At 68.9% G+C, this 17,506-nt stretch carries 19 protein-coding genes and 1 CRISPR repeat array; of the genes, 12 read left to right on the top strand and 7 right to left on the bottom strand.

The features are described 5' to 3' along the window. Nucleotides 1–94 precede the first annotated feature (94 nt). From C892_RS0119790 to C892_RS0119810, 5 genes are all read right to left on the bottom strand, one after another. Nucleotides 95–577, bottom strand: coding sequence for a hypothetical protein (locus C892_RS0119790; protein WP_017558582.1), 483 nt, complete (start codon nucleotides 575–577; stop codon nucleotides 95–97). Nucleotides 578–739: 162 nt separating this feature from the next. Continuing rightward, complete coding sequence (locus C892_RS0119795; protein ID WP_026124502.1) at nucleotides 740–1,486, bottom strand: hypothetical protein; 747 nt, start codon at nucleotides 1,484–1,486, stop codon at nucleotides 740–742. Between the two features lie 241 nt (nucleotides 1,487–1,727). Continuing rightward, complete coding sequence (locus C892_RS0119800; protein WP_017558584.1) at nucleotides 1,728–2,636, bottom strand: cytochrome c biogenesis CcdA family protein; 909 nt, start codon at nucleotides 2,634–2,636, stop codon at nucleotides 1,728–1,730. Nucleotides 2,637–2,638: 2 nt separating this feature from the next. Beyond that, entirely contained in the window at nucleotides 2,639–3,211 is a 573-nt protein-coding gene (locus C892_RS0119805) for a redoxin domain-containing protein (RefSeq protein WP_017558585.1), read from the bottom strand. A 410-nt stretch (nucleotides 3,212–3,621) separates the two neighbouring features. Beyond that, a complete protein-coding gene (locus C892_RS0119810) occupies nucleotides 3,622–3,927 on the bottom strand; it encodes an antitoxin (RefSeq protein ID WP_017558586.1) in 306 nt (101 codons plus the stop codon). A gap of 354 nt (nucleotides 3,928–4,281) precedes the next feature. Here C892_RS0119810 and C892_RS0119815 point away from each other — a divergent pair, with 354 nt between their 5' ends. The 9 genes from C892_RS0119815 to C892_RS0119860 all read left to right on the top strand — a co-directional run bounded on the left by C892_RS0119815 (nucleotide 4,282) and on the right by C892_RS0119860 (nucleotide 14,647). Continuing rightward, on the top strand, nucleotides 4,282–6,780 hold the full coding sequence (locus C892_RS0119815) for a CRISPR-associated helicase/endonuclease Cas3 (RefSeq protein ID WP_017558587.1): 2,499 nt from the start codon (nucleotides 4,282–4,284) through the stop codon (nucleotides 6,778–6,780). A gap of 431 nt (nucleotides 6,781–7,211) precedes the next feature. Beyond that, entirely contained in the window at nucleotides 7,212–8,825 is a 1,614-nt protein-coding gene (gene casA / locus C892_RS0119825) for a type I-E CRISPR-associated protein Cse1/CasA (protein ID WP_017558589.1), read from the top strand. 11 nt (nucleotides 8,826–8,836) lie between these two features. After that, on the top strand, nucleotides 8,837–9,412 hold the full coding sequence (gene casB, locus C892_RS0119830) for a type I-E CRISPR-associated protein Cse2/CasB (RefSeq protein ID WP_017558590.1): 576 nt from the start codon (nucleotides 8,837–8,839) through the stop codon (nucleotides 9,410–9,412). Between the two features lie 5 nt (nucleotides 9,413–9,417). Next, nucleotides 9,418–10,587: a type I-E CRISPR-associated protein Cas7/Cse4/CasC gene (gene cas7e, locus C892_RS0119835; protein WP_017558591.1), complete on the top strand. Its 1,170-nt coding sequence runs from the start codon at nucleotides 9,418–9,420 to the stop codon at nucleotides 10,585–10,587. Further along, a complete protein-coding gene (cas5e, locus tag C892_RS0119840) occupies nucleotides 10,580–11,299 on the top strand; it encodes a type I-E CRISPR-associated protein Cas5/CasD (RefSeq protein WP_017558592.1) in 720 nt (239 codons plus the stop codon). The genes cas7e and cas5e overlap by 8 nt, the downstream gene beginning before the upstream one ends. Further along, the gene (gene cas6e / locus C892_RS0119845; RefSeq protein WP_239647454.1) at nucleotides 11,296–11,982 is read left to right on the top strand and encodes a type I-E CRISPR-associated protein Cas6/Cse3/CasE; all 687 of its coding nucleotides are present in this window, start codon (nucleotides 11,296–11,298) and stop codon (nucleotides 11,980–11,982) included. Before cas5e ends, cas6e begins: the two co-directional genes overlap by 4 nt. A 68-nt stretch (nucleotides 11,983–12,050) precedes the next feature. Beyond that, nucleotides 12,051–13,043 carry a type I-E CRISPR-associated endonuclease Cas1e gene (cas1e, locus tag C892_RS0119850; protein WP_017558594.1) on the top strand — a complete coding sequence of 331 codons (993 nt, stop codon included), beginning with the start codon at nucleotides 12,051–12,053 and terminating at the stop codon, nucleotides 13,041–13,043. Nucleotides 13,044–13,063: 20 nt separating this feature from the next. Continuing rightward, nucleotides 13,064–13,396 (top strand): type I-E CRISPR-associated endoribonuclease Cas2e, encoded by a 333-nt coding sequence (cas2e, locus tag C892_RS0119855; protein WP_239647456.1) that lies wholly within the window; start codon nucleotides 13,064–13,066, stop codon nucleotides 13,394–13,396. 108 nt (nucleotides 13,397–13,504) lie between these two features. Beyond that, nucleotides 13,505–14,078: a CRISPR direct-repeat array (repeat unit 25 nt; unit sequence GCGAGCCCCACGCCCGTGGGGATGG). A 56-nt stretch (nucleotides 14,079–14,134) separates the two neighbouring features. Next, nucleotides 14,135–14,647, top strand: coding sequence for a hypothetical protein (locus tag C892_RS0119860; RefSeq protein ID WP_017558596.1), 513 nt, complete (start codon nucleotides 14,135–14,137; stop codon nucleotides 14,645–14,647). 369 nt (nucleotides 14,648–15,016) lie between these two features. Here C892_RS0119860 and C892_RS30755 read toward each other — a convergent pair whose 3' ends face one another. Both C892_RS30755 and C892_RS0119865 read right to left on the bottom strand, forming a co-directional pair. After that, the gene (locus C892_RS30755; RefSeq protein ID WP_083934422.1) at nucleotides 15,017–15,214 is read right to left on the bottom strand and encodes a DUF397 domain-containing protein; all 198 of its coding nucleotides are present in this window, start codon (nucleotides 15,212–15,214) and stop codon (nucleotides 15,017–15,019) included. A gap of 10 nt (nucleotides 15,215–15,224) precedes the next feature. Next, nucleotides 15,225–16,082, bottom strand: coding sequence for a helix-turn-helix domain-containing protein (locus C892_RS0119865; protein ID WP_017558597.1), 858 nt, complete (start codon nucleotides 16,080–16,082; stop codon nucleotides 15,225–15,227). A gap of 440 nt (nucleotides 16,083–16,522) precedes the next feature. Here C892_RS0119865 and C892_RS0119870 point away from each other — a divergent pair, with 440 nt between their 5' ends. From C892_RS0119870 to C892_RS0119880, 3 genes are read left to right on the top strand one after another with little or no spacing between them, the layout of a single operon-like run. Further along, nucleotides 16,523–16,777 (top strand): hypothetical protein, encoded by a 255-nt coding sequence (locus tag C892_RS0119870; protein WP_017558598.1) that lies wholly within the window; start codon nucleotides 16,523–16,525, stop codon nucleotides 16,775–16,777. Then, on the top strand, nucleotides 16,774–17,034 hold the full coding sequence (locus C892_RS0119875; RefSeq protein ID WP_017558599.1) for a hypothetical protein: 261 nt from the start codon (nucleotides 16,774–16,776) through the stop codon (nucleotides 17,032–17,034). Before C892_RS0119870 ends, C892_RS0119875 begins: the two co-directional genes overlap by 4 nt. Next, on the top strand, nucleotides 17,031–17,399 hold the full coding sequence (locus tag C892_RS0119880; protein WP_017558600.1) for a hypothetical protein: 369 nt from the start codon (nucleotides 17,031–17,033) through the stop codon (nucleotides 17,397–17,399). The genes C892_RS0119875 and C892_RS0119880 overlap by 4 nt, the downstream gene beginning before the upstream one ends. Nucleotides 17,400–17,506: the final 107 nt, after the last annotated feature.

Below are 17,506 nucleotides of genomic sequence, written 5' to 3' on the forward strand. Positions count from 1 at the left end.
GCCCTCGGGGACGGCGACCATTCGGCCCCCTGCCGGACCATCGGGTCCCGGCAGGGGGCCGCAGTGTGCGCGTCGGCCACGGAGGCGCCGGGGCTTAAGCGTCGATGGGGACGGTGTAGGGCTCTGAGCAGCCCAGCGATGGAGTCTGCAGGAGGCTGACGGTGGCGCTCGGGTCGCCCTCCGGCCGGTTGGTGACGGTCAGTTCGCAGACGGCGCCCTTGCCGGTGAGGGGGTACCAGAACCAGGTGTCGCCGACGGGGGAGCGGTCGACCGGCCTCCAACCGTCCTTCCCGTGGCGGAAGGCGATGAGTTCGACGATCGCCTCGTACTCCCCGGAACGGTGCGCGGTCAGGGCGATTTTCAGGTCCGAGCCGAGTGTGGTGGTGGCGATGCGGTGGGTCGCGGGGCCGGACGCGGAATCCGCGGTCGGAGCGGCCGGCCCGCTCTGCCCGGCCTGTTCATTCGATCCGGCCGTCGCACCTGCGGCGGCCGTTGCGGTGAGCAGCAGCGCCGGCACGGCTGCGGCGGTGAGTAAGGCGCGCCCGGCGCGGGGCCGGGCCGAGGACGGGAGCGGCATGGCGTCTCCTGGGGTCCGATCGGCGGCTTCCTGAGAAGCCGCTGGCTCTTATCCAGATGACGTCCTGCACGGCCGGCGGGTTGACCGCTCGGGTGACTTGGCCTGTGTGCCAATACGCCGACGGGCGACAGGGGACCCGCCCGCCGCCCGGGGGCGCCCGGCCTATGCGTCCGTGTTCATGGGCCCGGTCGCCACGTACACGGTGTTGGAGGACTCCCCACCCTGGAGCGGGTTGGGGAAGCGCACCTCTTCAGCGCGCGCGGAGGCGAAGACCTGGGACAGCAGAGAGGTGAACTCTTCGTCTGGGGCGTCGTTGGACCACAGGGCGAACACCCCTTCGCCGGTGAGCATCCGCCCGGCGAAGGCGCGCAGGCCGTCGGCCGTGTAGAAGGCGGCGTGCGCCGGGTTGAGCACGTGGCTCGGCGAGTGGTCGATGTCCAGGAGGACCGCGTGGAACGGGCCCCCTTCGGGCGGTTTGAGCGCGGCCAGGTCCTCGTCTCCGCGCGCGATGGCGAAGAAGTCGCCGTGCGCGAACGAGCAGCGGTCATCGGCGGACAAGGTCGCGCCCGCGGGGATGAGCCCTTCGCGGTGCCACTCGATGACCGGCCCGAGGGTCTCGACCACCACGAGTTCGGCGACGCGCTCGTCGGCCAGGGCGGTCTGCGCCGTGAACCCGAGCCCGAGCCCCCCGACCGCGACGCGGACCCCCTCATCGGGCAGGGCGGGTTCGGCCAGTGCGAGGCGGGACATCTCCTCTTCGGCCGCGGTGAAGGCGCTGGACATCAGGAACTCGTCACCGAGCTTGATCTCGTGCACCTCGTATCCGAGCGCCGGGTCGTGCCTGCGGCGCAGACTGATGTCGCCCATGGGCGTCGGGATCAGGTCCAGCACTCGGAATCGTGCACTCATGGAGGTCCTGTCGTGGTCGGTGGCGGCCCGTGCCGGTCGTCTGTGTCGGCCCGTGCCGACCCGACCATCGTGGCAGGAACGGTGCCCTGCCCGGTCCTGCCTGGGGCGGTCCGTCACCTCGTCCGGCGCGCGACCTCCGCAAGGAAGCGAAGGAAGAGGAGGCCATGCCGGCATCCGGTGCGGGGACGGTCAGCCCGGCCAGGCGACGGGGCCCGGCGGCCTTGTCGACCTCGGAGAACCTCTACCGGTACCGCCCGTCCTTCCCTTCGGTCCGCGAACGCACGAGGGCGGTGGCGCCGGTGACCGCGATGAGGAGCGCGAGGGCCGCGAGCAGGGGGCCGGGGCCGAGCGCTTGCAAGGCGCGGGCGAGTTCGGCCTGCACCGTGGTGGCGGCGTCGATCACCGGGTTCTGGGCGTCCTTGCCGGAGAGCACCTGCACCTCGTACCAGCCGTAGTAGGCGACGTAGGCGCCGGCCAGGAGCAGCAGGACTCCGCTCGCGCGGTTGATGTAGGGCAGGGCGCGGCGCATTCGGGCGGCGATGCCCTGTCTGGCCAGGGCGGTGCCGATGGTGAGCACGGCGACCACCAGGGCCATGCCGGCGGCGTAGGCGGCGAAGACGCCGACGGCCCCTGCTGCGCCCCCGGTGGTCGTGGCGCTGGCCATGACCGCGAGGAAGGGGGCCACGGTGCAGGAGAGGGATGCGGTGGCGTAGGCGGTGCCGTAGGCCGCGGCCCAGCGCACCGACCGGGCGGGGCGCCCGGGGGAGGGGGCCCGGACGGCGGGCACCGACAGCGATCGCCCGGCCAGCAGCCACACCCCCAGGGCGGCCAGCAGCAGACCGATGGCCACGGTCACCCAGGGCAGGTAGCGCTCCAGTGACAGCGCGAGCGGGACGGCGATGAGGGCGAACAGGCCGAAGACCGCGATGAAGCCGCTGGTCATGGCAACTGTGGTGGCCAGCGCCCGCCCCAGGGCGCGGCTCAGGGGCGCCTTCCTGCCCGGAGAGTCGGGCCCGTCCGTTCCACCGGGCGCGTCGGGCTCCTCGGCCACCAGCATGGCCACATAGCCGGGCAGCAGGGCGAAGCCGCAGGGGTTGAGGACCGCCAGCATTCCGGCGGCCAGCGCGATCGCGAAAGGGGCCTGGTCCATGCTCAGCCGAGCACCTCTTCGGAGATGCGCTGGTCCAGGTCCTCCTCGCTGATCTTCCCGGAGTAGGTCAGGAAGGTGCCCGACTCGCGCAGGAAGGAGAAGGAGGGCTGGATCGTCACCTCGAAGCCGGACCAGATGGAACCGTCCTCGTCGATGATGTGCCGCATCCCGCCGGTGTCCGTGGAGTCCACGAACTCCTTCATCTCGTCGGTCGCGCCGTTGCCCGCGACGCCGATGAACTCCACCTCGCCCTCATAGCGCTCGGCGGCGTCCATCACCGAGGGGGCCTCGCCGCGGCAGATGGTGCACCAGGGCGCCCAGAACCACAGCACGACCGGCTTGCCGTGCAGTTCGGCGCCGTCGATCTCGCCGCCGTCGACGGTGGGCGCGGTGAAGTCCAGCGCTTCCGGGGTGCCTTCGCCGGAACCGCCGCCGCCGGCCCCGGACTCCTCCGCAGGAGAGGAACCGTCCGGGCCCTCGCCACCGCCGTTCCCGCCCTGCGCCCCGCACCCGCTCAGCGCGACCACGGCGGCCACCGCCCCGGCGGCGAGAGCGCGGAAGGGAGTGCGTTCCATGGTCACCTCATCTGCATCGGATCGCCCCCACCCAGTCTGGGGGCCATCGGGAGTACTCACTCCGCTCCCTCACCCGCTGATTCGGAGCCGGGCCCCAACGGGCGACCGGCCGACCGCCCCCGGCGCCTCTCCGGCGTCGCGGCCGGTGAATCCGGTTTCGACGGGACCAACCACCGCCGCATCGGGCCCTCGCGCGAGGGCCCGAAGGGCTTGTCACGGGCGCTGCCCTCGGGGCTGCCGTAAGACGCTGTGCCCAAGCTGCACCGAACCGGGAGATCCGGCCCAGGTTCGGGCGACCGTCGTCGGCCATGCGACGAGCGGCCCCTCCCGAGGGGAGAGGCCGCGCGCTGGAGTGCCGGGGGATGTGGACCCGGCACTCACGAAGCGGACTTCAGGAGCCGGTCAGGCGATCAGTAGCCCCGCCGGTGATCGGGGTCGTCGGGACGGTACTTCGGCACCGAGCCGTCGGACCCGTACCGCGGGTCGCGGCCCTGCGGAGCGCCGCCTCCCGGACGGCCGCCCTGCTTGCCGAGGAACTTCGACGCCTGGCCGAGGGCCTTGTCGATGTGCCGGTCGTACTTGCCGCCGGTGCGCTTCTTCACGGTCTCACCGGCCGTGCGCAGGTGCCGGTTCGCCTTGTCGGGGTTCCGCCGAATGAAGCTGAAGGCCTGGCGGAGCAGGCGCTGCAGGTTGGCCAATGCGCTCACCTCGTACATGCAAGCATTCGTCGGCACGTTCCATGACGCGACATGTCGCGTCACTACCGAGTCTAGGCAACGGTCAAGCCCGACGGCGGCCCCGCGCGCTCCGCGGCGGTCGACGTCCGTCCCTCCTGCGCCGAGCGGTCACCGTCAAGCAGGACCGACCGGAGAGCACCGCGCCTCCTGCCACCTTCCATCTCTCTCGCTCCCTTGGCGGTGACCCTAGGGGCGCGACGATCCGCGCCTCAGGAAGACCGGCGCTTTCGTTCGAGGCCCGGTCCGGCCGCCTGCAACCGTGCTGGGATTGTCGGTGCCGAGAGCTTTGATACGTGCCACTCTTCTGTACCGATTGCGGAGAGGTGAGTGTGTGTGGCCGCGTCCGATGACGACCTGCTGTTGACGCCGTGGGCGAAAAGTTCCAAAGAGGGAGTCCATCCGCTTATCTGCCATCTGATCGACACGATGGAGGTCTCCCGTCTCCTCTACGGCCTCTTCCTCGGTCCGAAGGTGCGGGAGGAACTGGAGCGCGTGTTCTCGCCGCTGGCCGGGAGCGCCGAGCAATGGGTGTCTCTGCTGTGCGGCCTGCATGACCTGGGAAAGTATTCACCTGCGTTCCAGTCCCTGGTCCTGGAAGTCGCTCAGAAGCGCTTTCCTGAGAGCGAGCACCGGATCTTGGAGGTCTGTGCGCCCGCGCGAAAGCTGGCGAACCTCGACACCAAGCATGGACTGACCACGGGGGTGCACCTCGATGGAATGCTCCACGAGCTCGGAGTCCACACGTCCGACAGGATCGTGCTCAGTCAAGTTCTGGCCGGACACCATGGGTACATCCCTTCGGCGGGCGAGATCAGGAACCTGAGCCGGCCGAGGGGAGGCCGGCACAAGAAGGACATCGGTGACGGGCAGTGGCGGCAGGGACGGTCCGCCATGGTCCGCAGGGTCGCTGCGCTCGGAGGGCTGGACTTCGGAGACGCCCGATGGCCCGAGGTGCGAGTGCCGTCCCAGATGGGGCTGGTCGGGCTGGCGGGCCTCACGACGATCTCCGACTGGGTGGCCTCCGACACGAGGTTCTTCCCGTACGAGGAGGAACCGGAGTCGCTGGAGGCCTATCGCATCCGCGCCGCGGAGCGGGCACAGGAGGCTCTGCGCTCGGTCGGATGGCGGGCATGGACCCCGGGTGAACGCACCGGTTTCACGCAGATCTTCGGCGACGGATCACCGCCCTTCCCCCTGCAGCGGAGGGTGGAGGAGGCGGTCGAGTCCTGCGAGGAGCCGGGCGTGCTGGTGATAGAGGCGCCCACCGGTGAGGGCAAGACCAAGGCCGGACTCCAGGCGGCGGCGCGACTCGTGCACCGGCTGGGGCTGGGCGGACTCTACTACTCGACGCCGACCAAAGAGCTCAGCAGGCAGGCCTACGACGATGTACAGGACCTGCTCAAGGGGACCGGCTCCGATCTCGAGGTCAACCTCGTCTACTCGGGCGCGGCGAAGGAGCAGAAGCAGGCCAGAAAGGACGAGGCGGCCGGCACGATCACCCCGAGCGGTGTCGGTGCCGAGGACGACGCGGGGACGGAGGAAGGGGCTCAGGACCCCTGGGAGTGGTTCACCAGGAAGAAGGGGCTGGCCTTCCCCATCGGTGTGGGCACCGTCGACCAGGCGGTCAAGGCGGTGATCCGGGGAGGCCACAACTTCCTCGGTATGGCGGCGCTCAGCAACAAGGTCGTGGTGATCGACGAGGTGCACGCCTACGACTCCTACACCGGCCGCATCATCAAGCAGCTCCTGTGGTTCTGCGGCCGGTTGGGAGCCCCGGTGGTCCTGATGTCGGCGACTCTGCCCGCGGACCAGCGAGCCGAGCTGATCGAGCATTGGCATGCGGGTGCCGATTCGCGTCCGGTGGACCCCGAGGCCGCTTCCGTGACCTCCCCGGGGACGTGGAACGTGCAATGGAGCCCGGACTCGGCCGGCGCCTTCGAGGTCGATCCTTCGTCGTTCGCTCGGGACCGAGGCCCTGTCCAGGTCGAACACCTCGGGGACGCTCCCTCGGAGATCGCGGCCCGGGTGGCGGACCTCGTGGGGGAGGCCGGAACGGCCCTGGTCGTGCTCAACACGAAGGACCGGGCGAAACGCGTCCGCGACGAGCTGAGGGCCCGTCTCGCCGACGCCGCGGATCCTCCTGCAGTGGTCCACTTCGACGGTGAGCACCAGGGGGCGGAGCGCAGGGAGATCAAGCGGCGCATCGACGTGCACATCGGGAAGACGTCGCCCGAGAGCCGCCATGCGGTGGTGGTGGGGTCGCCTGTGCTTGAGCACGGAATAGACCTTGATGCGGATGTGCTGGTCTCCGACCTGTGTCCGATCGACCTGCTGTTCCAGCGGGCTGGTCGGCTGCACCGTCACGACCGTTGTGGTCGCCCCTCCCATCTGGCCAGGCCCACCCTGTACGTCGCCGACGTCGATCCCGCCGAGCGCGCGGCCAGGCCGCCTTCGAAACGAACGAGCCTGGTCTTCACGACACACGTCACCAAGGTCTACGGAGCGTGGATCCTCGGGCGTACGCGCATGCTTCTGCAGCAGGTCCTTCGAGTCGGCGAGTGGGACCCCATGTCCGAGATCGGTAAGCAGATCCACCGTCTCTATGTGAGCTCGGAGTCTCTCGTCGAGGAGGGATGGGAGTGTGCCTGGCATGTGGCGCAACAGCGGTACGAGCAGGCACTGGAGAGGGAGGAGGCCGACGGCCGCGAAGTCCTCGTGCCGATGCTCGGCGAAGCGGCGATGATCGACCGCCTGACGATGCGGCGGGCCCCGGCGGGCCGGACCCGTCGGTCGTCCGGACCGGACCGTTTCACCGAGAGCAGAGGGCGGTGACGGTGGGTCTCCGGGGGAGACCCACCTACGACTGAGGCTGCCTAGACCGGGAGTACGATGACCAGGACCAGGACGCACACGATGGCGATGCAGAGAGTGACGGCGAGGCTCAGCGTGAGCCACGGAGGGAACAGGACGCTGCTAGAGAACGTGATCATCTCGTGGGGGGCCTCTCCACTTTGGCGTCAGAGTCGAGGGCGACACTATCACCAAGTACGCATGCGCGCGGTTAGTTGCCCATCGGGCCTCACCTCTGAGGTAGGCTCGCGTCTGTCCCGGGCAGTCCTGGGGTGGTCCGTACGCTTGCGCTCGGATAGTGAACGCCCCGCACAGGCGGGGATGGAGAGTGGCGACAACGCCTCTGCGTTGTCGCCACTTCTTGTCACCTCGAACGGCTAGGGTCGGGGTCTCCCTACCTCTCGGAGTGGTCTGTGTCCCCTGGGTATTACAGCCTGCTCGACGAGCCCTGGATCCCTGTGGTCACGAAGTCGGGCGAGTCGGCACGGCTCGGTATCAGTGATGTGTTCCGTGAGGCGCGCGAACTGCGGTGCGTCCGGGGTGAGTCGCCCGTGGTGACGGCCGCCCTTCACCGGTTGCTGCTCGCGTTCCTGCACCGGGTCCACCGGGGCCCGGCCGACGGTGAACATTGGGCCGCACTCTGGAATAAAGGGCCGTGTATCACCTCTCTGACGCAGTACGAAGTGAAGCACCGGAACGCTTTTTGGCTCCTCGGAGGGGAGCGTCCCTTCTTCCAATGCCCCGGTCTGTCCGAGGTGCAGCCCAAACCGGCCAGCCAACTGATCCTTCATCGGGCCACGGGGAACAACACCACCCTCTTCGACCACACTGTGGACACCGACCGGCCGGTGCTGCCTGCGGATGTCGCCGCACGCTGGCTGGTGGCGGTCCAGGCCTTCGACACCGGGGGCATCAAGACCTTCTACAAGGCGCCGGGCCGCAAGAGCGCCAAACCCGCCCACGGCAACTTCTTCGGCACTGTCCTCCTTGAGGGGGGGACCCTGTGGGAGACCTTGATGCTGAACGCGGTCATCTATGATCCCGGCAAGGGACTGCCGCTCGGCTTGGGCGACCCCGGTGACTGCGCGGTCTGGGAGCGGGAAGGTCCTCCTGGTCTCGAACCCGACGAGAACGCGCGACCGCGCGGATGGACACGGTTGCTCACCCTGCCTTCGCGCAACGTCCTTCTACACGGGGTGGAAAAGGACGGCGTCCCGCATGTGGACGGCGTCGTGATATCTCCGGGCGAACAGCTCGACAAGGAGCACCTGACCTCGGAGGCCATGGCGGCCTTCCGCAAGAGCGGCGCGCGGCAGGCGACCACCGTCCCGGTGCAGCTGGAGATGCTGCGCGGAGCGTGGCGCCATGCCGACGACCTCCTCAACCCCGGCCAGAACGAGCACGGGAGGCCCGTGACCGTGGAAGACGTGGCCACGCATGTCGAGCACGACAGGCTGAGCATGACTAAAGAGGTCACCCTGCGAGTGTTCGGCCAGAAGCTCATGTCCAACCCCGGCGCGGTCGAGTACTGGTCGGAGGAGGCCCTTCCCATCAAGCTGGCCCTCCTGGTGGCGCAGGACCGCGGCTGGGGGGTGAAACCGCTCTTCGGCCAGGCGGTGAAGCTCGCCGATGAGGTGGGTACAGGGCTCCAGCAGATGCTGCGCACCTACCGGGAAGAATTTCGCGCCAAGTTCGAGCCTCACAAGCACTGGAGTTTCCTTGCGGAGCGGTACTGGCCGTTCCTTGAGACCGGGTTCGCGCGCCTCCTGCATGACGTCGGGGATTTGGTCGCGCACCGAGAGCCGGACGATCCCGGCGCCCAAGACGAACTCCGCCGACTGTTCGTCGAGTGGGGGGAGAATGTGCGGCGCACGGCCGACGATGCTCTTCACACGTGGCTCGACCGCTACCCGGGAGACGTTCCCCGTCAGATCCGCACCGTGGCCAAGGTAGAGATGATCGCGCGCTCGAACCTCAAAAAGGCGTCCGGCGTGTACAAGCACGAGATCGACCAGTACATCGGGTGAAAGACGGAGTCGTGGAGAACCAGAAACCGGAGTTCCCCCACCGGGAGTTCGTTCACAAGCTTTACCGACTAGGGCGGAAGCTGCACTCATCGGACCGGCACGCAGTCGCACAGGCCCGGCGACAACGGGCGCGGCTTCGGCGTAGTCTCACCGATGATCGGTTCGTCGGTGACGTATACGAGATCCTCGTGCCGTGCGAGGTTCCCAGGGCGCACGAACCCTCCTGCCTACTGCTCGCCGGCCTCTTCGCGCTCCACCCTGACGGCGAGACCGATCCGAAGCGGCGATGGCGATTGTGCGCGGCCCTCGCCGAGACGGGATCGCCTACCGCCGCGGACGCCCGCGTGCGCCAGCTGATCGGTTCCAACGAGAACGGGGCCTTGGAGCACTACCTGCGCCAATCGGTGCGTCTCATCGCGACCGCTCCGGTTGCCCGACCACTCGATTACGAACAGCTTCTGTGGGACCTGATCCGCCTCCGCGGCGGTGACGAGGAGAAGGCCCGCACCGTCCGCCTGGACTGGGCGCGGGACTTCCGCCGCCAGATGTACATGAGCCAGCACTCCAGCACGAAGGAAGCGACCTGACCGCCATGATCATCGAGCTGCACCTCCTCCAGTCGTTCCCGACGAGCAATCTGAACCGGGACGATCTGGGCCAGCCCAAGACCGTCACCTTCGGAGGAGCGCTGCGGGGACGCGTCTCCAGCCAGAGCCTCAAGAAGGCCGCGCGTTCACTCTTTCCCGAGGTCGGCCTCGCCGAGGGCGAGACCGCCTGGAGGACCAAGCGGTTGCTGCTGCAGGCGGCGCACGAGCTGACGCCCGGGGAGGGAGAGCCGGGCGAAGAGGAGCACGCGATCGTACGCGAGGCCCTTCAGCAGATGGGCTTCGGACTCGACACCAACGACCTGACCGAGTACCTGCTCTTCGTCGGGACCGGGGCCGTCGATGACCTCGCCGCGTTCTGCCGGGACCACCGCGAGAGGCTGCTCACGGATGCCGAGGCCCGCAAGAAGGAGCAGAACAGCAAGGGGGCGCCGAAAAAGAAGAAGGCGACCGACGAAGCGAAAAAGGTCGCCGACAGGATCCTCGACGCTCGCCGTGCAGTTGACATCGCCCTCTTCGGGCGCATGGTCGCCGACAACAAGGACTTCAACGTCGACGCGGCCTCCCAGGTCGCCCACGCCCTCTCCACCCACTCGGTCGCGAGCGAGTTCGACTTCTACACGGCCGTGGACGACCTCAAGCCCGACGACGAGGCCGGCGCGGACATGATGGGCACGGTCGACTTCAACGCGGCGTGCTACTACCGCTACGCCAACCTGGACACCGGCCAGCTGCGGCACAACCTCTTCGGCAAGGAAGCGAAGCTGGACGAGGACGACGAGGACCTGCTGAAGCGGGCCGTCAGTGCCTGGCTCAACGCGTTCATTCGGGCCGTCCCCAGCGGCAAGCAGAATTCCATGGCGGCCCTCACCATGCCCGACACGCTTCTGGCGGTCGTCCGTGACAGCGGAACCTGGAACCTCGCCAACGCCTTCCTCGACCCGGTGCCCGGCAAGGGGGTCATGGGCACGTCGACGGAGCGGATGTGGCAGCACTTCACCCGCCTGCGGAGCTTCTACGGCGATGAGGAGATCCGCACGGTCGCGATGGCCTCCCTGTCCGGTGACCTCGACGGGCTCCAGGTCCCCCAGGGGGAGCAGGTCGGGAATCTTCGCAAGTTCACCGAAGCCGTCCTGGGAGGGGCCGTCCGTGGCTGACGCAGTGCTCGCGCTGCGCTTCGACGCGCCGATGCAGTCCTGGGGCGTGCGTTCGCGTTTCACCCACCGAGACACGGCACAGGAGCCGACCAAATCGGGGGTGGTGGGGCTGCTGGGCGCCGCGGCGGGGGTCGAGCGCACCGACCGGGAGCGCCTCGTGGATCTCGCGTCCCTGCGCATGGCCGTGCGGGTCGACCGCGAGGGCATCGTCGAGCGCGACTACCAGGTGACCACCGACGTTCCGACGACCCGGGGGACCGGGCACCGCAATGTCGTGAGCCACCGCTACTACCTGGCCGATGCGCTCTTTCTCGTCCTGCTGCAAGGGGAGCTCGGCTTCCTGGAGCGATTGGCCGCGGCCGTCCGCCGGCCGCACTGGCCCCTGTTCTTCGGCCGCAGGGCCCACGTGCCCGCCTCCCCGCTGATCATTGCCGAGGAGCGGGGGTTCGGAACGGGGATCCGCCCGGAGGGCACCCTGGAGGAGGCCCTTCGGGAGCACCCCTGGCAGGAGGAGGACCGAGAGCTCCGGGGCGGGGCGGAGACCGATCCGCTGCTGCGCGCCGTGGTGGAGGTCCCCGCCGAGCACACCGATGCCGAGGCGCGCTACGACGTGCCCGTGACGTTCGAGTCGGGCAATCGCGAGTTCCGGCAGCGGTACGTGCGCGTCTGCCATGTTCCGATTCCTGGATCGAGGGAGGGAGGAGCCGCATGATGTACCTGAGCCGACTCCGCCCCAGTCTCCGCTCGCGCGACTACCGACGTGACCTCGCCGACGTGCAGCACATGCACCGCACCCTCATGTCGGTCTTCCCTGAGGTCGTGTCCGGCGGGTCGGCGCGGCAGGAGAACGGGCTGCTGTGGCGCCTGGACAGGACCGATTCCGGCCACGTGCTGCTGGTGCAGAGCGCCCTCGAACCGAATTGGGGGGACCTGCCGTCCGACTACCTGGCCGTCCCCGCGGAGACCAGGGAGATGGACAGCGTGTTCTCCGCGATCACCCCGGGTCGCACGCTCCACTTCCGGTGCACCGCCAATCCCACGCGCGTCGTGCGGGACCCGAATGACCCGAAGGCCGATCGCGGCCGGCGTGTGGCACTGCACGATGAGAAGAGCCGGCTCGGCTGGATCGCCCGCAAGGGGGAGCAGAACGGGTTCGTGATCCCCGCGACCTCGGACGGGGCGATGGCGGTGGACGTGACCCCCTTGCCTCCGAAGATCGGGTACAAGTCCTCCTCCGCCGGGCGGAACAAGATCACGGTGTCGGCCGCACAGTACGACGGCCGGCTGGTGGTGACCGACGCCGACGCCTTCGTCGAAGCCGTCCGCTCGGGGCTGGGACGGGCGAAGGCCTATGGGTGTGGTCTGATCAGCCTGGCCCCTGCCGTCTCTGCGTAATGGAGGCTCGCGGGGTGGCAAGTCCCACGGGTGCGGTCTGCTCAGTCTGGCGCTGCTGGGAGGGGCCGATGAGTAGCGACTACTCCTCGGGGGCGCGCCGCAAGCTCGCCTCACCGACCCTTGCGATGCTGCCGCGAGTTTCCGATGGCCTGGCCTTCCTCTACATCGACATCGCCCGCGTCGAACAGACCGACACCGGCGTCTGCGCGGTGGTCGAGCCCGAGGACGGCGACATTCAGCGCACCTACCTGCCTACGGCGTCGCTGGCCTGTGTGCTTCTCGGGCCGGGGACCTCCATCACGCAGCGGGCACTGTCGACCTTCATGCGGCACGGCACCACCGTGATCGCTACGGGGTCGGGCGGCGTCCGCTGCTACGGGGCGCTCCAGCCCACCGACCGCTCCACCTACTGGCTGGAGCGGCAGGTACACGCCTGGTCCGACCCCAAGGCGCGACTGGAGGTCGCCCGGCGCATGTACGAGTTGCGCTTCCGGGAGGACATCGCCCCGGGGACCCCTCTCGAACGCATGCGCGGAATCGAAGGCCAGCGGATGAAGGCCCTCTACCGGGCGCTCGCGCAGCGCCACGGCCTGAAGCCGTTCAAGCGCAGCTATGACCCCGAGGACTGGGACGACCAGGATCCGGTGAACCAGGGGTTGTCCGCGGCCAGCGCGGCCTTGTACGGACTCGCCCACGCCGTCATCAGTCACCTGGGCTGCTCGCCGGCGCTGGGGTTCGTGCACTCCGGCAAGCAGCAGTCGCTGGTCTATGACATCGCCGACCTGTACAAGGCCGAGGTCACCGTTCCCCTCGCGTTCTCTCTGGCGCGCTCGTCCAACCCGGAAGGCGATGCCCGCCGCAGGCTCCGGGAGGATTTCCGCCTCTACCGCCGCCTCCCACGGATGGTCCGGGACCTCCAGTGGCTTCTCGACCCTGACCGGCCCGAGCGGGACGAGGACGAGGAGGAGGAAGAAGAGGAGTCCGTTCGGCTGGTCGAACTCTGGGACCCCGACAAGGGCAGTGTTCCGGGCGGCACGAACTACGGCGACGACGTGGCCTGAGGGGGAGTGGCGTGGCGAACATGGTGGTCATCGCGACTGCGGCCGTTCCCCCTCGTGTTCGAGGCGCGCTGAGCCGCTGGATGATCGAACCCAGGGCGGGGCTCTACGTGGGAACCCTCTCGGCCCGTGTGCGTGAGGAACTGTGGGAGGTGGTCAGTGCCTCACTGGGGGAGGGGTCGGCGGTGTGCATCCATCCCACGGACACTGAACAACGATTCCTCGTCCGCACGGCCGGCCCCCAGCGCCGGGAGGTCATCGACTACGAGGGCCTTCAGCTCATCCAGATGAATCCGGAGGAGCATCGCGACATGGAGGATGAGTCCGGTGGATGGCCTGTCCCTGAGGGATGGTGAAGGACTGATGAATGCGAAGAGTAGTCGTTTGATTACATAACTCTCTGTCAAGAGGCTGGTTTTTGATAAAGAAATGGTAACGCACTAAGTCCTCGCAGGTGGGCAAGTGCGAGCCCCACGCCCGTGGGGATGGACCGAGCCCTGACCCGATCGAGTCCGTGTAGACGATGCGAGCCCCACGCCCGTGGGGATGGACCGCCGTCCGGCGTGGTCACCTCCGCCTCCAACCAGCGAGCCCCACGCCCGTGGGGATGGCCCCAGGATCGCGGTCGCCGCGATGTGCCCGGCGAGGCGAGCCCCACGCCCGTGGGGATGGACCGCCGTCCGGCGTGGTCACCTCCGCCTCCAACCAGCGAGCCCCACGCCCGTGGGGATGGACCCAGGATCGCGGTCGCCGCGATGTGCCCGGCGAGGCGAGCCCCACGCCCGTGGGGATGGACCGCCGTCCGGCGTGGTCCCCTCCGCCTCCAACCAGCGAGCCCCACGCCCGTGGGGATGGCCCCAGGATCGCGGTCGCCGCGATGTGCCCGGCGAGGCGAGCCCCACGCCCGTGGGGATGGACCAGTCACGCCCCGTTTCGCCTTACGCTGGGATCTGCGAGCCCCACGCCCGTGGGGATGGACCGCCTCGGTGGTCAGGGCGTCCCACCATCCCTCGGCGATCCCCACGCCCGTGGGGATCGGCCGCAGTCCCTGCGGTCTGTCCCGCCCACCAACCCGAGATGAAACGAGGGAACCCGTGCGCGCTCACCGCTTCCAGGGCTGGCTCCTTGACCTGATCAAGAACAGCGGTGACCCTGCCATCAACCAGGCCGCGACGTTCGAGACGTCCGGATACACCGAACGGCCCTACGGCATCGTCCTGCAGCTCTCCAACGGCGGTCAGGTGTACCTGCAGATCGTGCGCGGATCCTCCGGAGACGGCTCCGACAAGCTGGACGAGGAGCCCATCGTCGAGGGCGAACCTCCAGCCCCTGTAGAGGCGCACCCGATCGGTGAGGGCGGCCGGATCCGGTCAGCGGACGTGGAAGGGTACTTGGCGGCGCTCATCACCAACGCCCAGTCGCGGGAGGTCAGCGGCGTGGAGCGGTTCTCCGAGCGCACGCGGAAGGCGTACTCCGACCCGCAGCCCTACGGGGTGAAGGTTTTCTGCCACTCCAAGGCGGCGATCTCCATCTTGTTCGTGCACACCCTGCGGCAGGGCGACAGCCCGTCTTCGGGGAACGCGTTCAAGGCACTGGAGGCCGTCTAAGAGGGAGCCGCGATGAGAGCGCGGGGGCGTATCCGCCGGATGAGCGTGGTCGAGGGCACTTGCCCCGACTGCGGGAGCTACGCCAGCGGGGAGGCGGGCCAGCCCACCCCGATGCACCAGGCGCCGGGCGGGCGGAGTACCTGTTCGGGCGTAGGCAAGCCGTTGAACTAGCCTGAGGGCGCCTGCTCCTCGCGGGCCCGTGGGGATGGACCGGCCGAGAACCGCGACGACTGCGTGTCCGCCCAGCGAGCCCGACGCCTGGCAATCTGGGCGCACAGCCGTCGACGAAGTACCATGGTTGGCGGGATAAGTTTCTGGCGAAACGCAAGGACGGCCCCGGCTTCTGCCGGGGCCGTCCTTGTTGCGGGGTCAGAGTCGATTGTGCTTCACGTCGGTGAGGAAGGCCTGCCATTCCGTACCCGGGAACAGCAGATGGCCCCGCTCAGGGTGCTTGGAGTCCCGGACAGCGGTCGCCGCGGGAGCGTCGGCGACCTCGACGCAGTCTTGGGTCTGGCCACCGCTATAGCTGGACTTGCGGAACTTCAGGGGATGGGATGCTTCTGGCATGGCTGCTCTCTTAGAGGACTGACACTCGGGCGCGGATCAGCTCGCGGGACTCATCCACGGACAACGCGGACGCCTGCACAAAGTCGAACCGCCGCTGGTACTCGCGGACCTGATTCTCGGACTCCAGGTAGAGCTCCTCGGATACGGCTTCCAGATACACCACCGGCGGGTCCGGCATCGGGAATTCCATGACGACGAAGTGCCCCGTCATCGCGGCATGGGGACCATGCGCGACCGGGAGCACCTGGATGCCGATGTGCGGATGGCGGCTGACCTCCAAAAGATACTCCAACTGATCACGCAGCTCGGGGGTGATGTGGAGCAGCGCCGCCTCGTCGATGACGGTCCAGAAGGCTGGCGGCTTCGCCCTGGAGAACACTGATTTGCGCAGCATCCTCGCCTCGACTCGGCGCTCTACCTCGTCGGTCTCCCCCATGGCGCTGGCGGTTGCCATGGCGCGTGCGTAGGACTCTGTCTGGAGCAGGCCGGGGATGGTCATGGACTGGTAGGAGCGGATGGAGGACGCCTCGGCCTCCAAGCCGATGAGCTGGCCACCGCCGAGCACGTTCTCGTAGGTCGCCCACCAACCCTTCTGGTTGGCCTCGCGCACGAGACGTGCGTAGTCCTCCCGTTCGGACTCGTCCGTGACGTCATAGATGTCGAGCAGGAGAAGCACGTCGTCGATCGACAGCCGCTTCCACTCCCCGGTCTCCAGCCGGTTGACCTTCGACTCGGACCAGCCGCGCGTCTTCCCGGATCGGCGCTTGGCCTCCGCGGCGACGGCCTTCGCGGTGAGCCCGGCGCGTTCACGCTGCTGGAAGAGCAGGCGGGCGACGCGCCGTCGCCGGAGGGTGGGGCTTGCTGCCACGAGGACGGAGTCCTTCCTCTGAGGTCCTGGCGGACGGCCTGATCCTATGGGTCCCCTAACAGAATCCGACATTTCACGCACCTTGCATCTCCTCTCGCTGGTCGCTCATGAAGTTACCAGCGGTTAGTAGATTTGGGGCTTGCAAATTTTGGTGACGGTCGCGACGATGGGAGGCAGCCAGAAACACGCCGGGCCTCCCACCCGGCCGATCCCCTGGGGGGACCCATGTCCTTCTCATGTCTCATGCGAATCCTGGCGCTGATCGCGCCAGTACCGCCGCGCGGTCGGCACGCCGCCCGGCGTGCCGACCGCCTGAGTGAGCCACAGAACAAGCAGGCGACCGACAACGGAGAGCGCGTCACCGCCACGGTCACCGGCCTGCGCGGCGCCCACCGTCGGCTCTGCCGCCACCTCACCGTGAGCGGAGAGGGGGCTGCAGCATGAGCGCCGACACGCCCCCGGCCGTCACGGACCTGCTCGACGCCGTCCGGGACGCCATGGAGGTCCCACGCCCCGCCGACCTGGCCCACGTCACGTGCCAGGACCGCCTCCGTTCCCGGCGCGCCGAGTACGTCTGCGGCGTGCTGGTGCAGATCACCGGGAACGGCGACCTCGACTCCGGAACGCGCGCGGTGCGCAGCGCCCCGGCGCTGCTGCCCGTGAACTACCGGGTGGCGGGAGGCGGTGCGCGATGAGCCCCCGTTCTCTCAAGCCCCCGGCGCGTGACCTGCTGGAGGCGATCCGCGACACGCTCACCCCGCCCGACCCCGCCGGCGTCTGTGCCACCGAGGTCCGCAACGCACTGGTGGCCCAGCGCGCGGCGCACGTCGTCGGCCTGCTGCCGCTCGTGGATGCCGCAGGACCCGGCGCGGTGGCCGCCGCCATCCGCCAGGGCGCCGACCTCATGCCCGTGACCTACGCCCACATCGGGCCGCAGGGGGCGCCGCGATGAGCGTTACCTACGCCCCGCCCCGCCTCGAAGGCGGCGACTACGCCCGCTTCGTGGACCTGGCCCTGCGGTACACCGACTGGGGCATGGGCTACACCAGCGACGGCGAACGCCTGCTCTTCACCGCCGAGCACACCCGGCATGGCATCGGCCTGGCCTGCTGCGACCTGGACACCTTCGGCGAGCTGATCGCCGACGCCGATCGCCGTCTGACCGGCGCCCCGCGGACGCGGGTCCGGCCCTACCAGGCCGCGGTCGAACGCGAGCAGCGCGAGCACGAGGCCCGCGAAGTCCAAGAACTCATGGGGTTGGCCCGCACTCTCGGGCGCGACCGGGTCCAGGCCGCGCTCGCCGGGCGGTGGTCCTGATGGGCCGCCTGCTCGACGGGCTCTCGGACGGCGCCGGCGTCGGACGGTCCGGCCGACCGGCTCCCGACCCGAGGAAGGGCACCGCCGTGAAGCGGCGCTCTGACCAC

The sequence above is a fragment of the Nocardiopsis baichengensis YIM 90130 genome (assembly GCF_000341205.1).
Classification (GTDB): Bacteria; Actinomycetota; Actinomycetes; order Streptosporangiales; family Streptosporangiaceae; genus Nocardiopsis_A; species Nocardiopsis_A halophila.

What these genes read in the sequence shown, in the direction of transcription:
- C892_RS0119880 (WP_017558600.1), top strand. Translation starts at nt 17,031, where the DNA reads ATGAGCGTTACCTACGCCCCGCCCCGCCTCGAAGGCGGCGACTACGCC.
- C892_RS0119875 (WP_017558599.1), top strand. Translation starts at nt 16,774, where the DNA reads ATGAGCCCCCGTTCTCTCAAGCCCCCGGCGCGTGACCTGCTGGAGGCG.
- cas1e (WP_017558594.1), top strand. Translation starts at nt 12,051, where the DNA reads ATGAGTAGCGACTACTCCTCGGGGGCGCGCCGCAAGCTCGCCTCACCG.
- cas6e (WP_239647454.1), top strand. Translation starts at nt 11,296, where the DNA reads ATGATGTACCTGAGCCGACTCCGCCCCAGTCTCCGCTCGCGCGACTAC.
- C892_RS0119870 (WP_017558598.1), top strand. Translation starts at nt 16,523, where the DNA reads ATGAGCGCCGACACGCCCCCGGCCGTCACGGACCTGCTCGACGCCGTC.
- C892_RS0119800 (WP_017558584.1), bottom strand. Translation starts at nt 2,636, where the DNA reads ATGGACCAGGCCCCTTTCGCGATCGCGCTGGCCGCCGGAATGCTGGCG.
- C892_RS0119810 (WP_017558586.1), bottom strand. Translation starts at nt 3,927, where the DNA reads ATGTACGAGGTGAGCGCATTGGCCAACCTGCAGCGCCTGCTCCGCCAG.
- cas7e (WP_017558591.1), top strand. Translation starts at nt 9,418, where the DNA reads ATGATCATCGAGCTGCACCTCCTCCAGTCGTTCCCGACGAGCAATCTG.
- C892_RS30755 (WP_083934422.1), bottom strand. Translation starts at nt 15,214, where the DNA reads ATGCCAGAAGCATCCCATCCCCTGAAGTTCCGCAAGTCCAGCTATAGC.
- C892_RS0119805 (WP_017558585.1), bottom strand. Translation starts at nt 3,211, where the DNA reads ATGGAACGCACTCCCTTCCGCGCTCTCGCCGCCGGGGCGGTGGCCGCC.
- C892_RS0119795 (WP_026124502.1), bottom strand. Translation starts at nt 1,486, where the DNA reads ATGAGTGCACGATTCCGAGTGCTGGACCTGATCCCGACGCCCATGGGC.
- C892_RS0119790 (WP_017558582.1), bottom strand. Translation starts at nt 577, where the DNA reads ATGCCGCTCCCGTCCTCGGCCCGGCCCCGCGCCGGGCGCGCCTTACTC.
- cas2e (WP_239647456.1), top strand. Translation starts at nt 13,064, where the DNA reads ATGGTGGTCATCGCGACTGCGGCCGTTCCCCCTCGTGTTCGAGGCGCG.